This is a genomic window from Pedococcus cremeus, assembly GCF_900111375.1.
GTDB lineage: Bacteria > Actinomycetota > Actinomycetes > Actinomycetales > Dermatophilaceae > Pedococcus_A > Pedococcus_A cremeus.
The window spans coordinates 463427-479767 of sequence record NZ_FOHB01000002.1 but is presented as its reverse complement, the minus strand read 5'-3'; the positions used below and the strand labels follow the sequence as shown (position 1 = coordinate 479767).

At 73.3% G+C, this 16341-nt stretch carries 15 protein-coding genes and 1 riboswitch; of the genes, 4 read left to right on the top strand and 11 right to left on the bottom strand.

Translation table 11 applies throughout. The annotated features are described in order from the left end of the window. Positions 1–74: 74 nt before the first annotated feature. Together BMW78_RS05820 and BMW78_RS05815 are read left to right on the top strand one after the other, a co-directional pair. Complete coding sequence (locus tag BMW78_RS05820) at positions 75–1283, top strand: exonuclease SbcCD subunit D (RefSeq protein WP_091757282.1); 1209 nt, start codon at positions 75–77, stop codon at positions 1281–1283. Beyond that, a complete protein-coding gene (locus tag BMW78_RS05815; protein ID WP_091757281.1) occupies positions 1280–4357 on the top strand; it encodes an AAA family ATPase in 3078 nt (1025 codons plus the stop codon). The genes BMW78_RS05820 and BMW78_RS05815 overlap by 4 nt, the downstream gene beginning before the upstream one ends. A 63-nt stretch (positions 4358–4420) precedes the next feature. On the opposite strand, the gene gcvP is transcribed toward BMW78_RS05815, so the two are convergent. The 10 genes from gcvP to clsA all read right to left on the bottom strand — a co-directional run bounded on the left by gcvP (position 4421) and on the right by clsA (position 13397). After that, positions 4421–7294 carry an aminomethyl-transferring glycine dehydrogenase gene (gene gcvP, locus BMW78_RS05810; protein ID WP_091757279.1) on the bottom strand — a complete coding sequence of 958 codons (2874 nt, stop codon included), beginning with the start codon at positions 7292–7294 and terminating at the stop codon, positions 4421–4423. A gap of 91 nt (positions 7295–7385) precedes the next feature. Then, positions 7386–7493, bottom strand: a riboswitch (glycine riboswitch). A 99-nt stretch (positions 7494–7592) separates the two neighbouring features. Further along, complete coding sequence (locus BMW78_RS05805; RefSeq protein ID WP_177180280.1) at positions 7593–8174, bottom strand: MerR family transcriptional regulator; 582 nt, start codon at positions 8172–8174, stop codon at positions 7593–7595. Positions 8175–8322: 148 nt separating this feature from the next. After that, on the bottom strand, positions 8323–8817 hold the full coding sequence (locus BMW78_RS05800; protein WP_091757275.1) for a bifunctional nuclease family protein: 495 nt from the start codon (positions 8815–8817) through the stop codon (positions 8323–8325). A 33-nt stretch (positions 8818–8850) separates the two neighbouring features. After that, positions 8851–9567: a transcriptional regulator FtsR gene (gene ftsR, locus BMW78_RS05795; protein ID WP_245735682.1), complete on the bottom strand. Its 717-nt coding sequence runs from the start codon at positions 9565–9567 to the stop codon at positions 8851–8853. A 31-nt stretch (positions 9568–9598) separates the two neighbouring features. Then, positions 9599–10054, bottom strand: a complete 456-nt coding sequence (locus BMW78_RS05790; protein WP_091757271.1) for an FHA domain-containing protein — start codon at positions 10052–10054, stop codon at positions 9599–9601. 108 nt (positions 10055–10162) lie between these two features. Further along, the gene (gcvH, locus tag BMW78_RS05785) at positions 10163–10552 is read right to left on the bottom strand and encodes a glycine cleavage system protein GcvH (RefSeq protein WP_091757269.1); all 390 of its coding nucleotides are present in this window, start codon (positions 10550–10552) and stop codon (positions 10163–10165) included. Between the two features lie 28 nt (positions 10553–10580). Next, positions 10581–11414 carry a DUF881 domain-containing protein gene (locus BMW78_RS05780; RefSeq protein ID WP_091757267.1) on the bottom strand — a complete coding sequence of 278 codons (834 nt, stop codon included), beginning with the start codon at positions 11412–11414 and terminating at the stop codon, positions 10581–10583. After that, on the bottom strand, positions 11411–11743 hold the full coding sequence (locus tag BMW78_RS05775) for a small basic family protein (protein WP_091757265.1): 333 nt from the start codon (positions 11741–11743) through the stop codon (positions 11411–11413). Before BMW78_RS05775 ends, BMW78_RS05780 begins: the two co-directional genes overlap by 4 nt. Beyond that, positions 11740–12777, bottom strand: a complete 1038-nt coding sequence (locus BMW78_RS05770) for a DUF881 domain-containing protein (protein WP_091757263.1) — start codon at positions 12775–12777, stop codon at positions 11740–11742. Before BMW78_RS05770 ends, BMW78_RS05775 begins: the two co-directional genes overlap by 4 nt. Then, complete coding sequence (gene clsA, locus BMW78_RS05765; protein ID WP_281247061.1) at positions 12777–13397, bottom strand: cardiolipin synthase ClsA; 621 nt, start codon at positions 13395–13397, stop codon at positions 12777–12779. The genes BMW78_RS05770 and clsA overlap by 1 nt, the downstream gene beginning before the upstream one ends. Before the next feature lie 85 nt (positions 13398–13482). Between clsA and BMW78_RS05760 the strand changes: the two genes are divergently transcribed. Continuing rightward, positions 13483–14658 (top strand): MalY/PatB family protein, encoded by a 1176-nt coding sequence (locus tag BMW78_RS05760; protein WP_091757261.1) that lies wholly within the window; start codon positions 13483–13485, stop codon positions 14656–14658. Here BMW78_RS05760 and BMW78_RS05755 read toward each other — a convergent pair. Next, complete coding sequence (locus tag BMW78_RS05755; RefSeq protein ID WP_091757259.1) at positions 14655–15650, bottom strand: helix-turn-helix transcriptional regulator; 996 nt, start codon at positions 15648–15650, stop codon at positions 14655–14657. The genes BMW78_RS05760 and BMW78_RS05755 overlap by 4 nt on opposite strands. Positions 15651–15710: 60 nt before the next feature. On the opposite strand from BMW78_RS05755, the gene BMW78_RS05750 reads away from it, so the two are divergent. Continuing rightward, a complete protein-coding gene (locus BMW78_RS05750; protein WP_091757257.1) occupies positions 15711–16340 on the top strand; it encodes a mycothiol transferase in 630 nt (209 codons plus the stop codon). Position 16341: the final 1 nt, after the last annotated feature.

The window sequence follows — 16341 nt, the reverse complement described above, 5'->3', positions numbered from 1 at the left end:
TCTCTCGAGCGGAATCGGGGCCACGCCCGGCGAAATCAGCGGCCCTGTCGGCGGCCTCTCATAGCCTCCGTGTCGTGCGCCTGATCCACACCTCCGACTGGCACCTGGGGCGGTCCTTCCACCAGGTGGGGCTGCTCGACGCCCAGGCTGCCTTCATCGACCACCTGGTCGAGACGGTGCGGGCCGAGTCGGTCGACGCGGTGCTGGTCTCCGGCGACGTCTACGACCGCGCGCTGCCCGCACCCGACACCGTCGAGCTGCTGTCCGAGGCCGTCACCCGGCTCATCGACGCCGGTGCGCAGGTGGTGCTCTCCAGCGGCAACCACGACTCCGCCATCCGGCTCGGGTTCGCCGCCTCGCTGCTCGAGCGGTCGGGCCTGCACATCCGCTCGTCGCTGGCGTCGGTCGGTCGGCCGGTCCTGGTCGACGACGTCGCCGTCTACCCGCTGCCCTACCTCGAGCCGTCGATCGCGGCCGAGCCGCTGGGGGCCACCGAGCGCACCCACGTCGGCGTCCTGGCCGCCGCCATGGAGCGGGTACGCGGCGACCGCGCCTCGCGTGGGGGCCGCTCGGTCGTCATGGCGCACGCGTTCGTCAACGGGGGCGCCACGAGCGACTCCGAGCGCGACATCACGGTCGGGGGCGTCGCCATGGTGCACCCGAGGGTCTTCGACGGCACCGACTACGTCGCGCTCGGGCACCTGCACGGCCGCCAGCAGATCGACGAGACGGTCCGCTACTCCGGCTCCCCCGTCGCCATGTCGTTCAGCGAGGCGTCGCACACCAAGGGCTCATGGGTCGTCGACCTCGACGCCTCCGGCGTGCGGGTCGAGCAGCTCGAGGCGCCGGTCCTGCGGCCGCTGGCCGTGCTGCGCGGCGACCTCGCCGACCTGCTCGAGCGCCCCGACCACCGGCACGCCGAGACGGCGTGGTGCCAAGTCACCCTCACCGACGCCGTGCGACCGCTCGGCGCCATGGAGCAGCTGCGTCGCCGGTTCCCCCACACCCTGTCCTTGCAGTTCGACCCGCAGGGCGCACCCGTGCCGGTGAGCTCGTATGCCGCCCGCGTCGCCGCCCGCTCCGAGGTCGACGTCTGCTGCGACTTCCTCGCGCACGTGCGCTCCGGGCACGGGGCCAGCGAGGCCGAGCGGGAGGTCGTCGCCGCCGCGGTCGAGGCAGCCCGCCTGCACCGGGCCGCCAAGGACGGCGAGGGAGCCGCCCGCAGTGACGCCGGCTCCACGGAACGGCCTGGCCCCGGGCGACGGCACCAGGGTGTGGCATGAGGCTGCACCGGCTCACCGTCACCGCCTTCGGCCCGTTCGCCGGCACGGTCGACCTCGACTTCGACGAGGTGTCCTCGGCCGGGCTGTTCCTCATCCGGGGCGCGACCGGCGCGGGCAAGACCAGCCTGCTCGACGCGATCTGCTTCGCCCTCTACGCCGACGTGCCCGGCGCGAGGCCGTCGGGCCGCTCGCTGCGCAGCGACCACGCCCCTCGTGACGCCGTGCCGGAGGTGACGGTCGAGTTCACCGCGTCCGGCCGCCGGTTCCGGGTCACCCGCTCGCCGGAGTTCCTGAGACCGAAGAAGCGGGGTGACGGCGAGACGAAGTCCCCCGCCCGGGTGGTCCTGCACGAGCAGGTGGGCGGGACCTGGGTCGGCAAGGACACCCGCCACGATGACGTGGCCGCGGTGCTCCGCGAGGTGCTCGGCATGGGCCTGGAGCAGTTCAGCAAGGTGGTGCTGCTGCCCCAGGGGGAGTTTGCCGCCTTCCTGCGGGCCACCCCGGAAGCGCGCCGCGAGGTGCTCGAGCGGCTCTTCGACGTGTCGTCCTACGCCGCGGTCGAGGAGTGGCTTGCCGCCGAGCGACGCCGCACCGGCGACGAGCTGGCCGACCAGCAGCGCGGCCTCGCCACCGACCTCGCCCGCCTCGCCGACGCCGTCGCCGACGCCCCGGTGGAGGCCCTGGCCGACATGCCCGAGTGGCGCGACCTGGAGGCGCACCAGGTCGGGGAGCACTGCCCGCGGTTGCAGGCGCTGCTCGAGGCCCATGCCGCCGAGACCCTCGCGGCCCTCGACGCTGCGACCACGGCCGCCACCACCGCGGCGGCCCGGCAGCAGGAGGCGGAGCAGCTCCTCGCGCTGCAGGCCCGGGCACGGACGGCCACGGCACGGCTGGCCGAGCTGGAGATGGGCGCCGACCTCCACCAGCAGGCCCGCGACGCCCTCGACCGGGCCGCTCGCGCCGCCGCGGTCGGCGGCGAGCTGAGGGCGGTGCAGCGCGCTGACACGGCCCTGGCGGTCGCCGCGTCGACGGTCCGAGTGAGTGGTGACGAGCTGTCCCCGTTCGGGCTGGGCGACCGGGGCCTCGATGCCATGGAGGCCTGGGCTGAGCAGCTGGCGGCTCACGAGGAGGGCCTCGCCGAGGCGGCGCGTCTCGAGCGTGCCCTGGCCGAGCGCACCCGGCGCCGCGCGGCGCTCGCCGCCCAGGCGGTGGCCGCCGAGCAGGCCGCGACGGCCCTCGACGGCAGCGGCACCGAGCTGGAGCGCCGGTGCGCCGAGGCCGAGGCACGTCTGGCCGAGGCGACCTCGGCGGCCGCCTCGCTCGACGGCCTGCGCACCCGCCTGCGCGACGCAGAACGGCTGCTGGGCGTGCGCGTCGAGCACGAGCGAGCTGGGCAGGCCCGGGCCGACCTCGCCGAACAGGCGTCGGCCGCACGGACGACCGAGCAGGAGCGTCGTGAGCACCTGCTCGACCTGCGAGAGGCCCGCCTGGCCAACATGGCCGGTGAGCTCGCCGAGCACCTCTCCCCCGGCGACGCCTGCCCGGTCTGCGGCTCCCACGATCACCCCGACCGCGCGGTCCGCACGGTGGAGGTCGGACCCGACGACGTCGCCGCGGCCGACATGGCCTGGACCGCTGCCCAGCAGCACCACGCGGAGCTGGAGCGGCAGCTGGTCGCCGTCGACACGGCTGCCCAGGCACGTCTGGAGCTGCTCGGCACCCCGCTGCCCGAGGTGGCTGCCCTCGAGGTGGCCGTGTCGGCCGCACGGTCGGAGGCCCGCCGAGTCGAGGAGCTCGCCGCGAGCGTCGGGGCCCTCCAGCACGGGCTCACCGCTGCCCGCACCGAGCGCGAGGAGCTGTCTCGGCGGGCCGAGTCGCTCCGCGCCGACGCCGTCAGCGCCCGATCGGCCCTCGAGGAGATCGGGCGGGCCGACACCCAGGACCGCGAGACCCTCGAGTCTCTGGTCGACACCCACACGCGTCTCTGCCCCTGCGCCACGGTCCAGGACGGCGACCGCGGCGCGGCCGCTGACGGCGAGTCCGTGGCGGCAGACGCCCTGGCCGTCCACCGGCGGACCCTCCAAGCGGCACAGCGCCACGTCGCCGCCCTCCGCACCCTGGCCGCCGCCGAGGAGGCGCGCGAGGCCGCTGCCGAGGCGCTGGCGACCTCCCTGGCCGAGCAGGGCTTCGCCGACGCGGCCGAGGCGCAGGGCGCCGAGCTCCCCGCCCCCGAGAAGGCACGCCTGCAGCAGCTGTGCGAGGAGTACGTCCGGGCGCGCACCGAGGCGCAGGCCGTGCTCGCCGACCCCGAGGTCCAGACAGCCACCGCGCTCGACGCTCCCGACGTGGAGGCCCTGCGGGGGGTCGCTGCCGCCGCGCACACGGAGCTGCTCCAGGCCAAGGACGCCGAGACCCTCGCCCGGCGCACCCTGACCGCGGTCTCACGCCTGCAGGCCGGCCTGGTCCGACGGTGCGAGGAGCTCGGCCCGCTCGCCGAGCGGCATGCCCTCGTGCGCGACCTCGCCGACACCTTCGCGGGCACCGGCGGCAACAACGCCCTGCGGATGCGCCTGTCTGCCTTCGTCCTCGCCGCTCGCCTCGAGAAGGTGGCCGAGCTCGCCAACGAGCGGCTGGCCGTCATGGGCGACGGCCGCTACCGGCTCCAGCACTCCGACGACCTCGCGGCGCGCGGCGCCCGCAGCGGGCTCGGGCTTCGCGTGCAGGACCTCTGGACGGGCCAGACCCGCGACACCTCCACCCTGTCGGGCGGCGAGGCGTTCATGGCCTCGCTCGCCCTCGCGCTCGGCCTCGCCGACGCGGTGCGGGAGGAGTCGGGCGGGTTCGACCTGCAGACGCTGTTCGTCGACGAGGGGTTCGGCACCCTCGACGACGAGAGCCTCGAGCAGGTCATGGGTGTCCTCGACGGCCTGCGGGAGGGTGGCCGCGCCGTCGGCGTGGTCAGCCACGTCGCCGAGCTGCGCACGCGCATCCCCTGCCAGGTGACCGTGCACAAGACCGAGAGCGGCTCCTCGGTGCGGGTCAGCCTCGGCACCGGGAGCGAGTCGGCGGCCTGAGGTCTCCCCCAGGCCGCCGGACGTGACGCACCGGATCCGCCTTGGGGCCCGGGGCGCGACTTCCTACTCGGAGAACGCCTCCGGCGGCGGGCACGAGCACACCAGGTGCCGGTCGCCGTACGCGCCGTCGATGCGGCTGACCGGCGGCCAGTACTTGTCACCGGCGTCGACACCGACCGGGAAGGCGGCCGCCGAGCGCTCGTAGGGGTACTCCCACTTGCCGGCCAGCGCCGCGGCGGTGTGCGGGGCGTTGCGGAGCATGCTGTCGGCCAGCGGCACCTCGCCCGCCTCCACCTCGGCGATCTCGCCGCGGATGGCGACCATCGCGTCGCAGAACCGGTCGAGCTCGTAGAGGTCCTCGCTCTCGGTCGGCTCCACCATGAGCGTGCCGGCCACCGGGAACGACATGGTCGGCGCGTGGAAGCCGTAGTCGATGAGCCGCTTGGCGACGTCGTCGACGGTCACGCCGGTGCGCTTGGTCAGCTCGCGCAGGTCGAGGATGCACTCGTGGGCGACGATGCCCTCGTGCCCGGAGTAGAGCACCGGGTAGTGCTCCCGCAGGCGCGCGGCGACGTAGTTGGCGTTGAGCACCGCGACCTGGGTGGCGCGGGTGAGCCCGGCGCCGCCCATGAGCCGCACGTAGGCCCACGAGATCGGCAGGATGCTCGCCGATCCGTAGGGCGCCGCCGAGATCGGTCCCACGCCGGTCTCCGGCCCGGCCTCGGGGGCCAGCGGGTGGTTCGGCAGGTGGGGGGCGAGGTGCGCGCGGACGGCGACCGGACCCACACCGGGGCCACCGCCGCCGTGCGGGATGCAGAACGTCTTGTGCAGGTTCAGGTGCGAGACGTCGGCGCCGAACTGGCCCGGCTGGGCCAGGCCCACGAGGGCGTTGAGGTTCGCGCCGTCGACGTAGACCTGACCACCCGCCTCGTGCACGAGACCGCACAGCTCGGTGATGGTGTCCTCGAACACGCCGTGCGTCGACGGGTAGGTGACCATGATCGCGGCCAGCTGGTCGCGGTGCTGGTCGACCTTGGCGCGCAGGTCGTCCATGTCGATGTCGCCGCCGGCGGCCGTCTTGACCACGACCACCTTCATGCCGGCCATGACGGCGCTGGCGGCGTTGGTGCCGTGCGCGCTGGCGGGGATGAGGCAGATGTTGCGCTCGCCCTGCCCGTTGTCGCGGTGGTAGGCCCGGATCGCGAGCAGGCCGGCCAGCTCGCCCTGCGACCCGGCGTTGGGCTGCAGCGAGACGGCGTCGTAGCCGGTGATGGTGCACAGCCACGAGGCGAGGTCGTCGATCAGCCCGCGGATGCCCTCGGTCTGGCTCGCCGGCGCGAACGGGTGGAGCCCGGCGAACTCCGGCCAGGTGACCGCCTGCATCTCGGTGGTGGCGTTGAGCTTCATCGTGCACGAGCCCAGCGGGATCATGCCGCGGTCGAGCGCGAAGTCGCGGTCCGCCAGGCGCCGCAGGTAGCGCAGCATCGAGGTCTCGCTGCGGTGGGCGTGGAAGATCGGGTGGGTGAGGTAGTCGCTGGTGCGCACGAAGGACCCGTCCCACTGAGGTGCCGCCACCTCGACGGAGCCGCGCCCCACGACGCCGAAGGCGGCCCAGACCGCCTCGAGGTCGTTCAGCGTGGTCGTCTCGTCGGTGCTCACCGACACGTGGTCGGCATCGACGCGCCACAGGTTGACCCCGCGGTTCGCGGCCTCCCGGACGACCTCGTCGGCCCGGCCGGGCACGAAGACCGTGACGGTGTCGAAGTAGGTCGACGTGCGGACGTCCACGCCCTCCTCCACCAGCCCCTCGGCGAGGGTGCGGGCGTGTGCGTGGGTGCGGCGGGCGATCGCCGCCAGGCCCTCGGGGCCGTGATACACGGCGTACATCGACGCCATCACGGCGAGCAGCACCTGCGCGGTGCAGATGTTGGAGGTCGCCTTCTCGCGGCGGATGTGCTGCTCACGGGTCTGCAGCGCGAGCCGGTAGGCGGGGGCTCCGTCGGCGTCGACCGACACCCCGACGAGCCGACCGGGTAGGGAGCGCTCGAGGCCGGCGCGCACGCTCATGTAGCCGGCGTGCGGACCGCCGAAGCCCATCGGCACGCCGAACCGCTGGGTGGTGCCCACCGCCACATCGGCGCCCCACTCCCCGGGCGGCGTGGCGAGGGTGAGGGCGAGCAGGTCGGCGGCAGCAGTGACGAGGGCGCCCAGCTCGTGCGAGGCCTCGGTGACGGCGCGCCAGTCGCGCAGCTCGCCGTCGGCACCGGGGTACTGCACGAGCACGCCGAAGACGTCGCGCCCACCGGCGGCCTCGCGCAGCGCGTCGGCGCTGGTGACCTCGGCGAGGTCGCTCACGACGACGTCGAGGCCGAGCGGCACGGCCCGGGTCCGCATGACGGCCAGGGTCTGGGGGAACACGTGCTGGTCCACCACGAGCACGGCGTCGGCGCCGACCTTGCTGGCGCGGCGCATCAGGGTCATCGCCTCGGCGGCGGCGGTGCCCTCGTCGAGCAGCGACGCACCGGCCGTCGGGAGGCCCGTGAGGTCGGCCACCATGGTCTGGAAGTTCAGCAGTGCCTCGAGGCGGCCCTGGGAGATCTCCGGCTGGTACGGCGTGTAGGCGGTGTACCAGGCCGGGTTCTCGAGCACGTTCCGCTGGATCACCGCGGGCGTGACGGTGTCGTAGTAGCCGAGGCCGATCATCGACGTGTGCACCTGGTTGCGGGCGGCGACGGCGCGCAGCTCCTCGACTACGGCCGCCTCGGAGTCGGCGGGGTCGATGTGCAGGGCGCGGTCGGACCGGATGGCGCCGGGCACGGCGACGTCGGCGAGGGACTCCAGCGACTGCTGGCCGACCACCGAAAGCATCTGGGCCACGTCCTCCTCGGACGGGCCGATGTGCCGGGCGACGAACTCGGGGAGGACGGGGTGGGACATGAGGCTCCTGACACAGGGTGCGATGATCACACAAGGTGCTGCAAGGGACGCCTCCCCATCTGTCACGGCGAGGCCGCCGCTCCAGAGGTGCCTGATCCGCGCGGTCCTGGCGCCTGAGAGGTTCCGGGGAGTTTGCCCCTTCGGCGCCCCGTCCGGCCGTCGTGCGACAGCCTGGCGGGGACTCTCCCGCGCGGGGTGATCAGCGGTTCCAATCTACATGACCAAGCCCCCCGTGCCGGGCGGCACGAGGGGCTTGGTCGAGGGTGCGGTGTCGAGGCGTGCGGTGCCGACCGGTCGGTCAGGCCAGCCGGGCCTGGCGGCGGGCCCTGAGCTCGTCGTCGGGGTGGGCAGCGAGGGTCTCGTCCTCGGCGCGCTCGCTGGGGAGCTCGGCGAGCTCGCCCTCGACCTCGCGCCAGACGCGGCCGACCGCGATGCCGAAGACCCCCTGGCCGCCCTGGACGAGGTCGATGACCTCGTCGGCGGAGGTGCACTCGTAGACGGAGGCGCCGTCGCTCATCAGCGTGATCTGGGCGAGGTCCTCGACGCCGCGCTCGCGCAGCGCCTGGATCGCCACGCGGATCTGCTGGAGGGAGACGCCGGTGTCGAGCAGCCGCTTGACCACCTTGAGCACGAGGATGTCCCGGAAGCCGTAGAGGCGCTGCGTGCCGGAGCCGGTGGCGCCGCGGACCGAGGGCTCGACCAGGCCGGTGCGCGCCCAGTAGTCGAGCTGCCGGTAGGTGATGCCGGCAGCCTTGCAGGCGGTGGGGCCGCGGTAGCCGATGTCCTCGCTCAGCTCGGGCAGGTCGTCCGTGAACAACAGGCCCTGCGCTGCGACCGGCACCGTCGTCTGGCCGGGCTGGGGCTTCCCAGTGGGGTTCACGGCGCTCACCTCCTGTGTAACTACACTGCTCGTATTACGGGACTCCACTGACGGTACGGCTGCACAACGCAGCACGTCAACGACCTGTGGAGGCTTCGGCTCCGGCGTGTCGCGCCGCGGGAGGCCACTCTCGAGGTCCAGTCGAGGGTTATGGTTCCTCCGTCTGACCGGGCTCCTCCGGGCGTTGGAAGTCCTCGGCGGACACGTGGTCGAGGAACTCCTTGAACTTCTCGACCTCGTCGTCCTCCTCGGGTGCCATCGCGACCCCGGCCTCCTCCAGGAGGCTCTCGCCGGCGATGATCTCGGTGCCGGTGCGCAGCGCCAGGGCGATGGCGTCGGAGGAGCGCGAGGAGATCTCGACCTTGCCGTCGAAGACGAGGGCGGCGTGGAAGACGCCGTCCTTGAGCTCCACGATGCGGACCTCCGTGAGGCGGTGCCCCAACCCCTCGACGACGTTCTTGAGCAGGTCGTGCGTCAGCGGGCGCGGAGGCTCGATGCCCTGCTGGGCGTAGGCGATCGCGGTCGCCTCGGCGGCACCGATCCAGATCGGCAGGTAGCGGTCCCCACCACGCTCGCGCAGCAGGACGATCGGGTGGTTGGTGGGCATCTCGACCCGGACGCCGAGGACGTCAAGTACCTTCACTCCCCCACCGTACCCCGCACGCCGACGCGCGTCTCAGGCCCGGCGGAGCCCGTCCTTCACCAGTGCGGTGTGCAGTGCGATGCAGAGCCGGAGCACCTCCGGGGTCGGGTCCTCCTTGGCCGCCTGCCCCGGCCTGCCGCGCATCGGGGCGGCCACCTGCTGCACCAGCCCGATCTCCCGGTCGGCCGCGGTGCGGAAGGGCCTCAGGTGCCGCGGCTCGATGCCGTATGCCGCGAGGCCGGCGGCCGCGTGGGCGATGCCCAGGGCCGCCTCGCCGTAGTGCCCGTCGGCGTCGGTGCGCAGCAGCCCGAAGGTGTCGAGGGCGTCCATGGTGGCCGCGTCGAGCCCGGCCGAGGCGGCCAGCTCGTCGCGGGTGAGCCTCAGCGTGGTCGTGCGCGTCAGCTCCGCGGCGGTCGGCACGTCCTCGTCGGGGCGTGGTTTCGGGGGCTGCGGCCGGACCGTCTCGGCGCCCTCCCCGACCGGCGTCAGTCCCCGGTCGAGGGCGTCGAGCGACTCGCGGATCACCTTGAGCGGCCAGAAGCGGTCACGCTGCGCGGTAAGGATGTACCGCAGCCGCTCGAGGTCCTCGTCGGAGAAGTGCCGGTACCCCGAGGGCGTCCGCTCGGGCGTGACGAGGCCCTCGGCCTCGAGGAACCGGATCTTGGAGATGCTGATGTCCGGGAACTCGGGCTTGAGCGCCTCGAGCACCGCGCCGATGGTCATCGCGCGGCTCGCCCTGCGGGCAGTCACCTGTCGTCGGGTAGGGCTGTCGTCAGGGCGCTCAAGCCTTGCCGGCGTAGAAGACCAGCCGGAACTTGCCGATCTGGACCTCGTCGCCGGTCTTGAGCGCCACCTCGTCGATGCGCTCCCGGTTGACGTAGGTGCCGTTGAGCGACCCGACGTCGCGCACGACGAAGGTGTCGCCCTCGCGACGGAAGACGGCGTGCTTGCGCGACACCGTGACGTCGTCGAGGAAGATGTCGCTGTCCGGGTGTCGCCCCGAGGCCACCTCGTCGTCGTCGAGGAGGAACCGCGCGCCGGTGTTCGGGCCCCGCAGCACGACGAGCAGCGCGGTGCCCGCACGCAACGCGTCGACGGTCGCCTGGTCAGCCTTGCTGAGGGTGACCTCGGCCTCCGTGCCCGTCTCGATCTGCTCCAGGCCGCTGATGCCGGGAAGGCGCATCGTCGTGGGCTCGTGGGCGCGCGAGGCCTGCTCCTCGTGCTCGCTGCCAGTCATCTGCCGGGCTCCTCGTCTCGTCTCGTCCACGCGGTTCTAGCAAAACACAAAAGGTAGGTGATGCCCCTACCCTGCCGCAGGTATTTCACCCGCGCGCCCCGGCCCGCCTCAGCCGAGCTGTTCGCGGTAGGCCGCCTGGTCCATGAGGGCCTCCACCGCCGCGAGGTCGTCGACCTTGAGCTCGTACATCCAGCCCTCGCCGTACGGGTCGGTGTTCACCAGCTCCGGGGTCGCGTCGAGCGCTTCGTTGACGGCGGTCACCTCGCCGGCGAGCGGGGAGTAGAGGTCGCTCACCGACTTCGTGGACTCGACCTCACCGCACGCGTCACCCGCGGCAACCGTGTCACCCACCGTGGGGAGGCTGACGTAGACCACGTCGCCGAGGGCGTCCTGGGCGAACGAGGTGATGCCCACGCGGACGACCCCGCCGTCGCCGGTGCGCACCCACTCGTGCTCGGCGGTGTAGCGCAGGTCCTCGGGGTACTCCAGCTCGCTCATGGTTCTCCTCGTCGAGAGTGCGGTGTGCTCACTTGCCCGCGCCTGTGGCGGCTGGGACGGGGCGAGCGTACTGAGGCTCTTCGAGGGTGTGCAACGCAGTGATGGAGACCTGGTCGCGCTGGTCGACGGTGGAGACGGCTCCGAGGCGCCGCACGGACTCGTTCACGCCACCGGGGATGTCCATCGCCGAGGCCATGGTGGCGCTCCCGCCGATGGCCTTGATGACGTAGGGCGACTTCACCAGGGTGCCGCTCACCTCCACCCCGTTCGGCGTGTCGGTGAAGTAGGTGTCGGCGACGACCCGCACCGAGCCGATCTGCACGGCCTCGGCACCGGCGTCGCGCAGCTCCTGGAGGGCGTCGAGGAGCAGCGCGCTGGTCACCTTGCCGGACGGGTCGTCGATGGTGAGGACGATCCCCGGACCCTCCGCCGGGGCCGTGCCGGCGAGGATGCCGAGGGTGTCGAGCCGCTGCTGGGCCGCCCGCAGCGCCTCCGCGCTGCTGTTGGCGCCCCCCTCGAGCCGGTCACGGGTGAGCTCGAGGGCGCGGGCGTCGTTGCCCAGCCGGGCGGCGTCCTGGGTGACGTCGTCGAGGATGCGGACGAGCTCGTCCTCGCGCAGCTGCTCGAGGCCCTGCTGCTGGGTCTGCTGCACCTGGGTCGCGAGCGCGAAGCCGAGCACGATCGCCAGGAGCGCGGCGAACAGGTTGGCTCGCGTGGCCCGGGGGCGGGCCATGCGGAACATGGTGCGCCACGAGCTCTGCTCCGGCGCGGGTGTCGAGGGGCTCGTCGGTTCCGGCGTCGGCGTGGAGGGACCCGTCGGCTCGGGGCCGGTCTGCTTCGTCGGCTCGGGGGGCTGGGTCATGCGCGGAAGAGGTGCCGGCGGATGGAGGCGACGTTGGAGAAGATCCGCACGCCGAGGACGACCACGACGCCGGTGGACAGCTGCGAACCCACCCCGAGCTGGTCACCGAGGTAGACGATGAACGCGGCGACGACGACGTTGGCGAGGAACGACACGACGAACACCTTGTCGTTGAAGATGCCGTCGAGCACGGCCCGGACCGCGCCGAACACCGCGTCGAGCGCCGCGATCACGGCGATGGGCAGGTACGGCTGGAGCCACAGGGGCACCTCCGGCTGCAGGAACAGGCCGATGAGGATGCCGCCGATGAGGCCGAGGACCGGGATCACTGTGCTGGCTCCGTGCTGTCGGGGGTGTCGGTGGAGGTGCTGCTGCCGGTGGAGGTGCTGTCGGTCGCGGTGCCCGAGCCGGTCGTGCCGGTCGTCCCGGTCGTCGCGGAGCCCGTCGCGCCCGCGCCGCCCTGGGGCGCGGAGGCACCCCTCGGCACGGTCGCGTACCGCGTGCTCAGCGAGGTGGCTGCGGGGACGGTTAGCTGCTTGGACGTCGCCATGGTGACACGGACCCCGTAGTTGTCCTGGAGGGCTCGCACGTAGGACCCGCCGGCGCTCTCGGCGAAGTTCGCCTCGAGGTCGGGCGACCCGATCGCCCTGAGGACGTAGGGGCGGGTCAGCGGCCGGTAGTTGACCAGGATGGCCTCGCCCGCGAAGCGGATCGCGGACCGGGCGGTGAGGCGCTGACCGTTGATGGCCACCGCCTCGGCCCCGGCCTCCCAGAGCCCGTTGGCCACGATCTGCAGGTCCTTGGAGAGCACCTTGCCGTCATCGGCCGCGGACTGGGTGCGCGGGTTGCCGTCGGCGCTGTTGACGCCCTGCTTGCGCGCGTCGTCGAGCGTGACGGTGAGGCCCGGCCCGGTGGCTGCGGCCGAGCCGGTGACGAGCGCCAGCGAGGACAGGCGAGCCGACAGGTCGCCCTGTCCGCCGAGGGCGTTCGCCTGCAGACGGTCGATCTGGGCCTGCAGCGCCTGCACCTGGTGGGCGTTCTGGTCGGCCGTTGCCCGGCGAGCCTCGATCTGCGAGACCAGGTCGGCCCGGGCTCGCGTGGCCGTGGTGCCGCGATGGCCCAGCGAGACGGCGCCCACGGCGAAGACCAGTCCCATCACGAGCACCGCGACGAGCACGGCGGGGGTGGCGGTGCTGGTGGCCGGCGGGAGGCCGGCTGCGGCGCGACGTTCGGCCGCGGCGGCATACCCGGGGTCCAGGGGGCGCTCCATCATGGAGGTCAGGAGCGTCATCGACTCGTCGGGGCGTCGCCCCGGCAGGGTGGTCTGCGGCGCGGGGGTGCGGTGCGAGGTGTGCGGCGTCATCACGCCACCGCGGCTGCTCGAGCGCTCGTGACCACCTGACGGGCCTGGACGATGTACATCACCCCGGCCAGCCAGTAGAGGCACGTGCCCCACCACGCGAACGCCCACCCGATGGGGAGCGCCCACTCGGCGAAGGTGCTCTGGCCCACGCCCAGGAGCAGCAGCGGGAACGCGTAGAGCAGGTTGAAGGTGGCGGCCTTCCCGACGAAGTGGACCGGCAGCCCGGTCTGCCCGTAGCGCTTGATGACCGCGAGCACCACGGCCAGGAGCACCTCACGGGTGACGAGGACCGCCACCAGCCACCACGGGATCACGTCGCGCCACGCGAGGCCGAAGAGCGTCGTGGCGATGTAGAGGCGGTCGGCCAGCGGGTCGAGCAGCTGGCCCACCCGCGAGACCAGGCCGAAGTGCCGCGCGATCTTGCCGTCGAGGTAGTCGCTGATCCCCGACAGCATCAGGGTGACCAGGGCGATGATGTCGTGCTCGGCGAGGATGGCCCACAGGAAGACCGGCACGCCTACGAGGCGGAGCATCGACAGGACGTTGGGCACGGTGAGCACACGGTCGGTGACGACCGGCTCCCCCGGGCTCGCCGTCGTCTGATCGCCCTCACGCACCACGGCAAGAGCCTATGCGGTGCGGGGGCCTTCGCCGTACCCGGCTCGCCCGGGCGCCGGAGGGTCACCGGTTCCGTAGAGTCGCGGCATGGACGACCCCCTCCTGGTGCCGACCCTGGCCGACCTGCGGCGCCGGCGCGGCCTGAAGTGGCGGCTGTACGGCCAGGAGGTGCTGCCGTTGTGGGTGGCCGAGATGGACGTCCTGCCACCGGAGCCGGTCACCCGGGCCGTCACCGACGCCATGGCGCTCGGCGACACCGGCTACCCGTGGGCGCCCGACTACGTGGACGCCGTCGCCGACTTCGCCGGGCGTCGCTGGGGCTGGGCACCGGAGCCGGCCCGCACCCGGCTGGTGCCGAACGTCATGCTCGGGATCAGCGAGGTGCTGCGCCTGCTCACCGGCCCGGGGGACGCAGTCGTGGTCAACTGCCCCGTTTACCCGCCGTTCTACGCGTTCGTGCGCAACCTGGGGCGCCGCGTAATCGAGGCGCCGCTCGGCCCAGATGGACGGATCGACCTCCAGAGCCTGGCCTCGGCGTTCGGCGACGCGCGCCGCGACGACGGTCGCGCGGCATACCTGCTCGCCAGCCCGCACAACCCGACCGGCGTCGTGCACACCGAGCAGGAGCTCACGGCCGCGGGCGAGCTGGCGGCCGAGCACGGTGTCCGCGTCGTGGTGGACGAGATCCACGCCCCGCTCGTCCACGCCCCTCACCGCTTCGTGCCCTACCTGTCGCTACCGGTGGGAGCCAGGGCGTTCTCGGTCTTCTCCGCGAGCAAGGGGTTCAACCTGGCCGGTCTCACCTCGGCAGTGGCGATGGCCGGTGAGGAGGCCGCGTTTGACCTCGCCGCCATGCCGGAGGAGGTGGCGTTCGGCGCCAGCCACGTCGGCTCGATCGCCCAGGCGGCTGCCCTGCGGGAGGGTGACGAGTGGCTCGACGCGCTGCTCGGGGGCCTCGACCGCAACCGTCAGCTGCTGCACGAGCTGCTGTCCGACCAGCTGCCCGGGGTCGGCTACCGCATCCCCGAGGGCACCTACCTGGCCTGGCTCGACTTCCGGCCGCTCGCACTGGGCGACGACCCCGCCGGGTTCCTCCGTGAGCAGGCCAAGGTGGCGCTCAGCCCCGGGCCCGACTTCGGCACCGGAGGTGCCGGGCACGCCCGGCTGAACTTCGCCACCTCCCCCGCCGTGCTCACCGAGGCGGTCGAGCGGATGGCACGTGCGGTGGGTGACCGGACGAGCGCTGCCGGCGACGCCGACTAGCGCGGACCAACGCCGACGTCAGGGTCGTGCGCGACCCCTGGAGCGGCGGTGGCCCGCCTCAGCCGCTCGGCCAGCTCGGCCACCGCGGTCTCGACCTCCGGGCCACCCACCACCCGCAAGGCGTGGGGCACGGACGCCAGCTGCGCGGCATACCAGCGGGGGTTGCTCGTGCTGCCGACCAGCCGCGTCGCCTGCTCCCCCAGCGCCTCCAGCCGCCCGAGCCCACGCGGCACGCAGCGGCCGGCATCCGTCAGGGGCGCCTCGACGACGACCTCGACGTCGTACTCCCAGCCGATGGCCAGGTGCTCCTCCAGGAGCGCCACCGGGTCGAGGTCCGGCGGGGGTGTGAAGGTGTCGTCGAGCGCCTCGACCGAGCGCACCCGGTCGACCCGGTAGGCGCGCAGCGCGTCGGCGGCGAGCGACCGGCAGACGAGGTACCAGCGCCCGTGACGGACGACCACGGCCCACGGCTCGACCTCCATGACCCACTCGGAGCCGGCCTCCGAGCGGTAGTCGAGGCGCACCCGGTGGTGCGTGGAGCAGGCCTGCACCAGGGCACTCGTCGTGCCGGGGTCCGGACGGGCCGCCCCGCGGTCCGGTGCCGGGGCGGTGTTCCGGCGCACCGCCTCGGCCTGGCGGGCCACCGGCTCGGGCAGCGCCCGCACGATCTTGCCCAGCGCGCTGCCCACCGGGTCGCTCGGGTCGCTGGCGGCGTGGTGCCCGTCGAGCACCGCCATGACCAGGCCCAGGGCCTCGGTCGCGGTGAACACCAGCGGTGGGAGCCGCAGGCCGCGGCCCACGCGGTAGCCGCCGTAGGGTCCCCGCACCGACTCGATGGGTATGCCGGCCTCCCGCAGCAACGCGACGTAGCGCCGGGCTGCGCGCTCCGAGACGCCGAGCTTCTCCCCCAGTCGCTGCGCCGTGACGCCGGGGCTGTCCTGCAGCAGCTGGAGGCACAGGAGGGCGCGGGCCGTGGGGCTCGACTCGTCCATGCGCGAACCCTGCCACAGATGCGGAAGTCTTCCGTCCGGAACCGCTTCTACCGTGTCGGCATGACGTCGACAGACAGCGCAGACAGGGCCACCGCATCCGACACGCATGACCCAGGGAGCGTCACGGGCACGACCGCCTGGACACCGGACCCGTGGGAGCCTCCTCTCGCCGGCACCGAGGCGGAGGCCCTGCTCGGCGCCCTCGACCGGTTGCGCACGACGTTCCGCTGGAAGGCCTCGGGGCTGGATGCCGCCGGGCTGCGGACGCGCGTCGGCGCGTCGACCCTGACGCTCGGCGGGCTGCTCAAGCACCTTGCCGTCGTCGAGGACTTCCACTTCACCGTGAAGATGCGCGGGGAGCCGCTCGGGGCTCCGTGGGACTCGACCGGTTGGGACGGCAGCGGTGACTGGGACTTCACGTCAGCCGCCGAGGACTCACCGGAGCAGCTCTACGCCCTGTGGGACGGGGCCGTCGAGCGCTCCCGTGCCCGGGTTGCCGCCGCGCTGGCCGACGGTGGGCTCGACCAGCCGGTCCACGCCTCGGCCCCGGACGGCCGGCACGCGAACCTGCGCCGGCTGGTCTGCGACCTGATCGAGGAGTACGGCCGCCACACCGGCCACGCCGACCTGCTGCGCGAGGCCGTCGACGGCGTGGTCGGCGAGGACCCGCCGCAGGGCTGGCACGCCTGAT

Coding starts and splice junctions, on each gene's coding strand:
- BMW78_RS05815 (WP_091757281.1), top strand. CDS start 1,280: ATGAGGCTGCACCGGCTCACCGTCACCGCCTTCGGCCCGTTCGCCGGC.
- gcvP (WP_091757279.1), bottom strand. CDS start 7,294: ATGTCCCACCCCGTCCTCCCCGAGTTCGTCGCCCGGCACATCGGCCCG.
- BMW78_RS05790 (WP_091757271.1), bottom strand. CDS start 10,054: ATGACTGGCAGCGAGCACGAGGAGCAGGCCTCGCGCGCCCACGAGCCC.
- gcvH (WP_091757269.1), bottom strand. CDS start 10,552: ATGAGCGAGCTGGAGTACCCCGAGGACCTGCGCTACACCGCCGAGCAC.
- BMW78_RS05780 (WP_091757267.1), bottom strand. CDS start 11,414: ATGACCCAGCCCCCCGAGCCGACGAAGCAGACCGGCCCCGAGCCGACG.
- BMW78_RS05770 (WP_091757263.1), bottom strand. CDS start 12,777: ATGACGCCGCACACCTCGCACCGCACCCCCGCGCCGCAGACCACCCTG.
- BMW78_RS05760 (WP_091757261.1), top strand. CDS start 13,483: ATGGACGACCCCCTCCTGGTGCCGACCCTGGCCGACCTGCGGCGCCGG.
- BMW78_RS05755 (WP_091757259.1), bottom strand. CDS start 15,650: ATGGACGAGTCGAGCCCCACGGCCCGCGCCCTCCTGTGCCTCCAGCTG.
- BMW78_RS05750 (WP_091757257.1), top strand. CDS start 15,711: ATGACGTCGACAGACAGCGCAGACAGGGCCACCGCATCCGACACGCAT.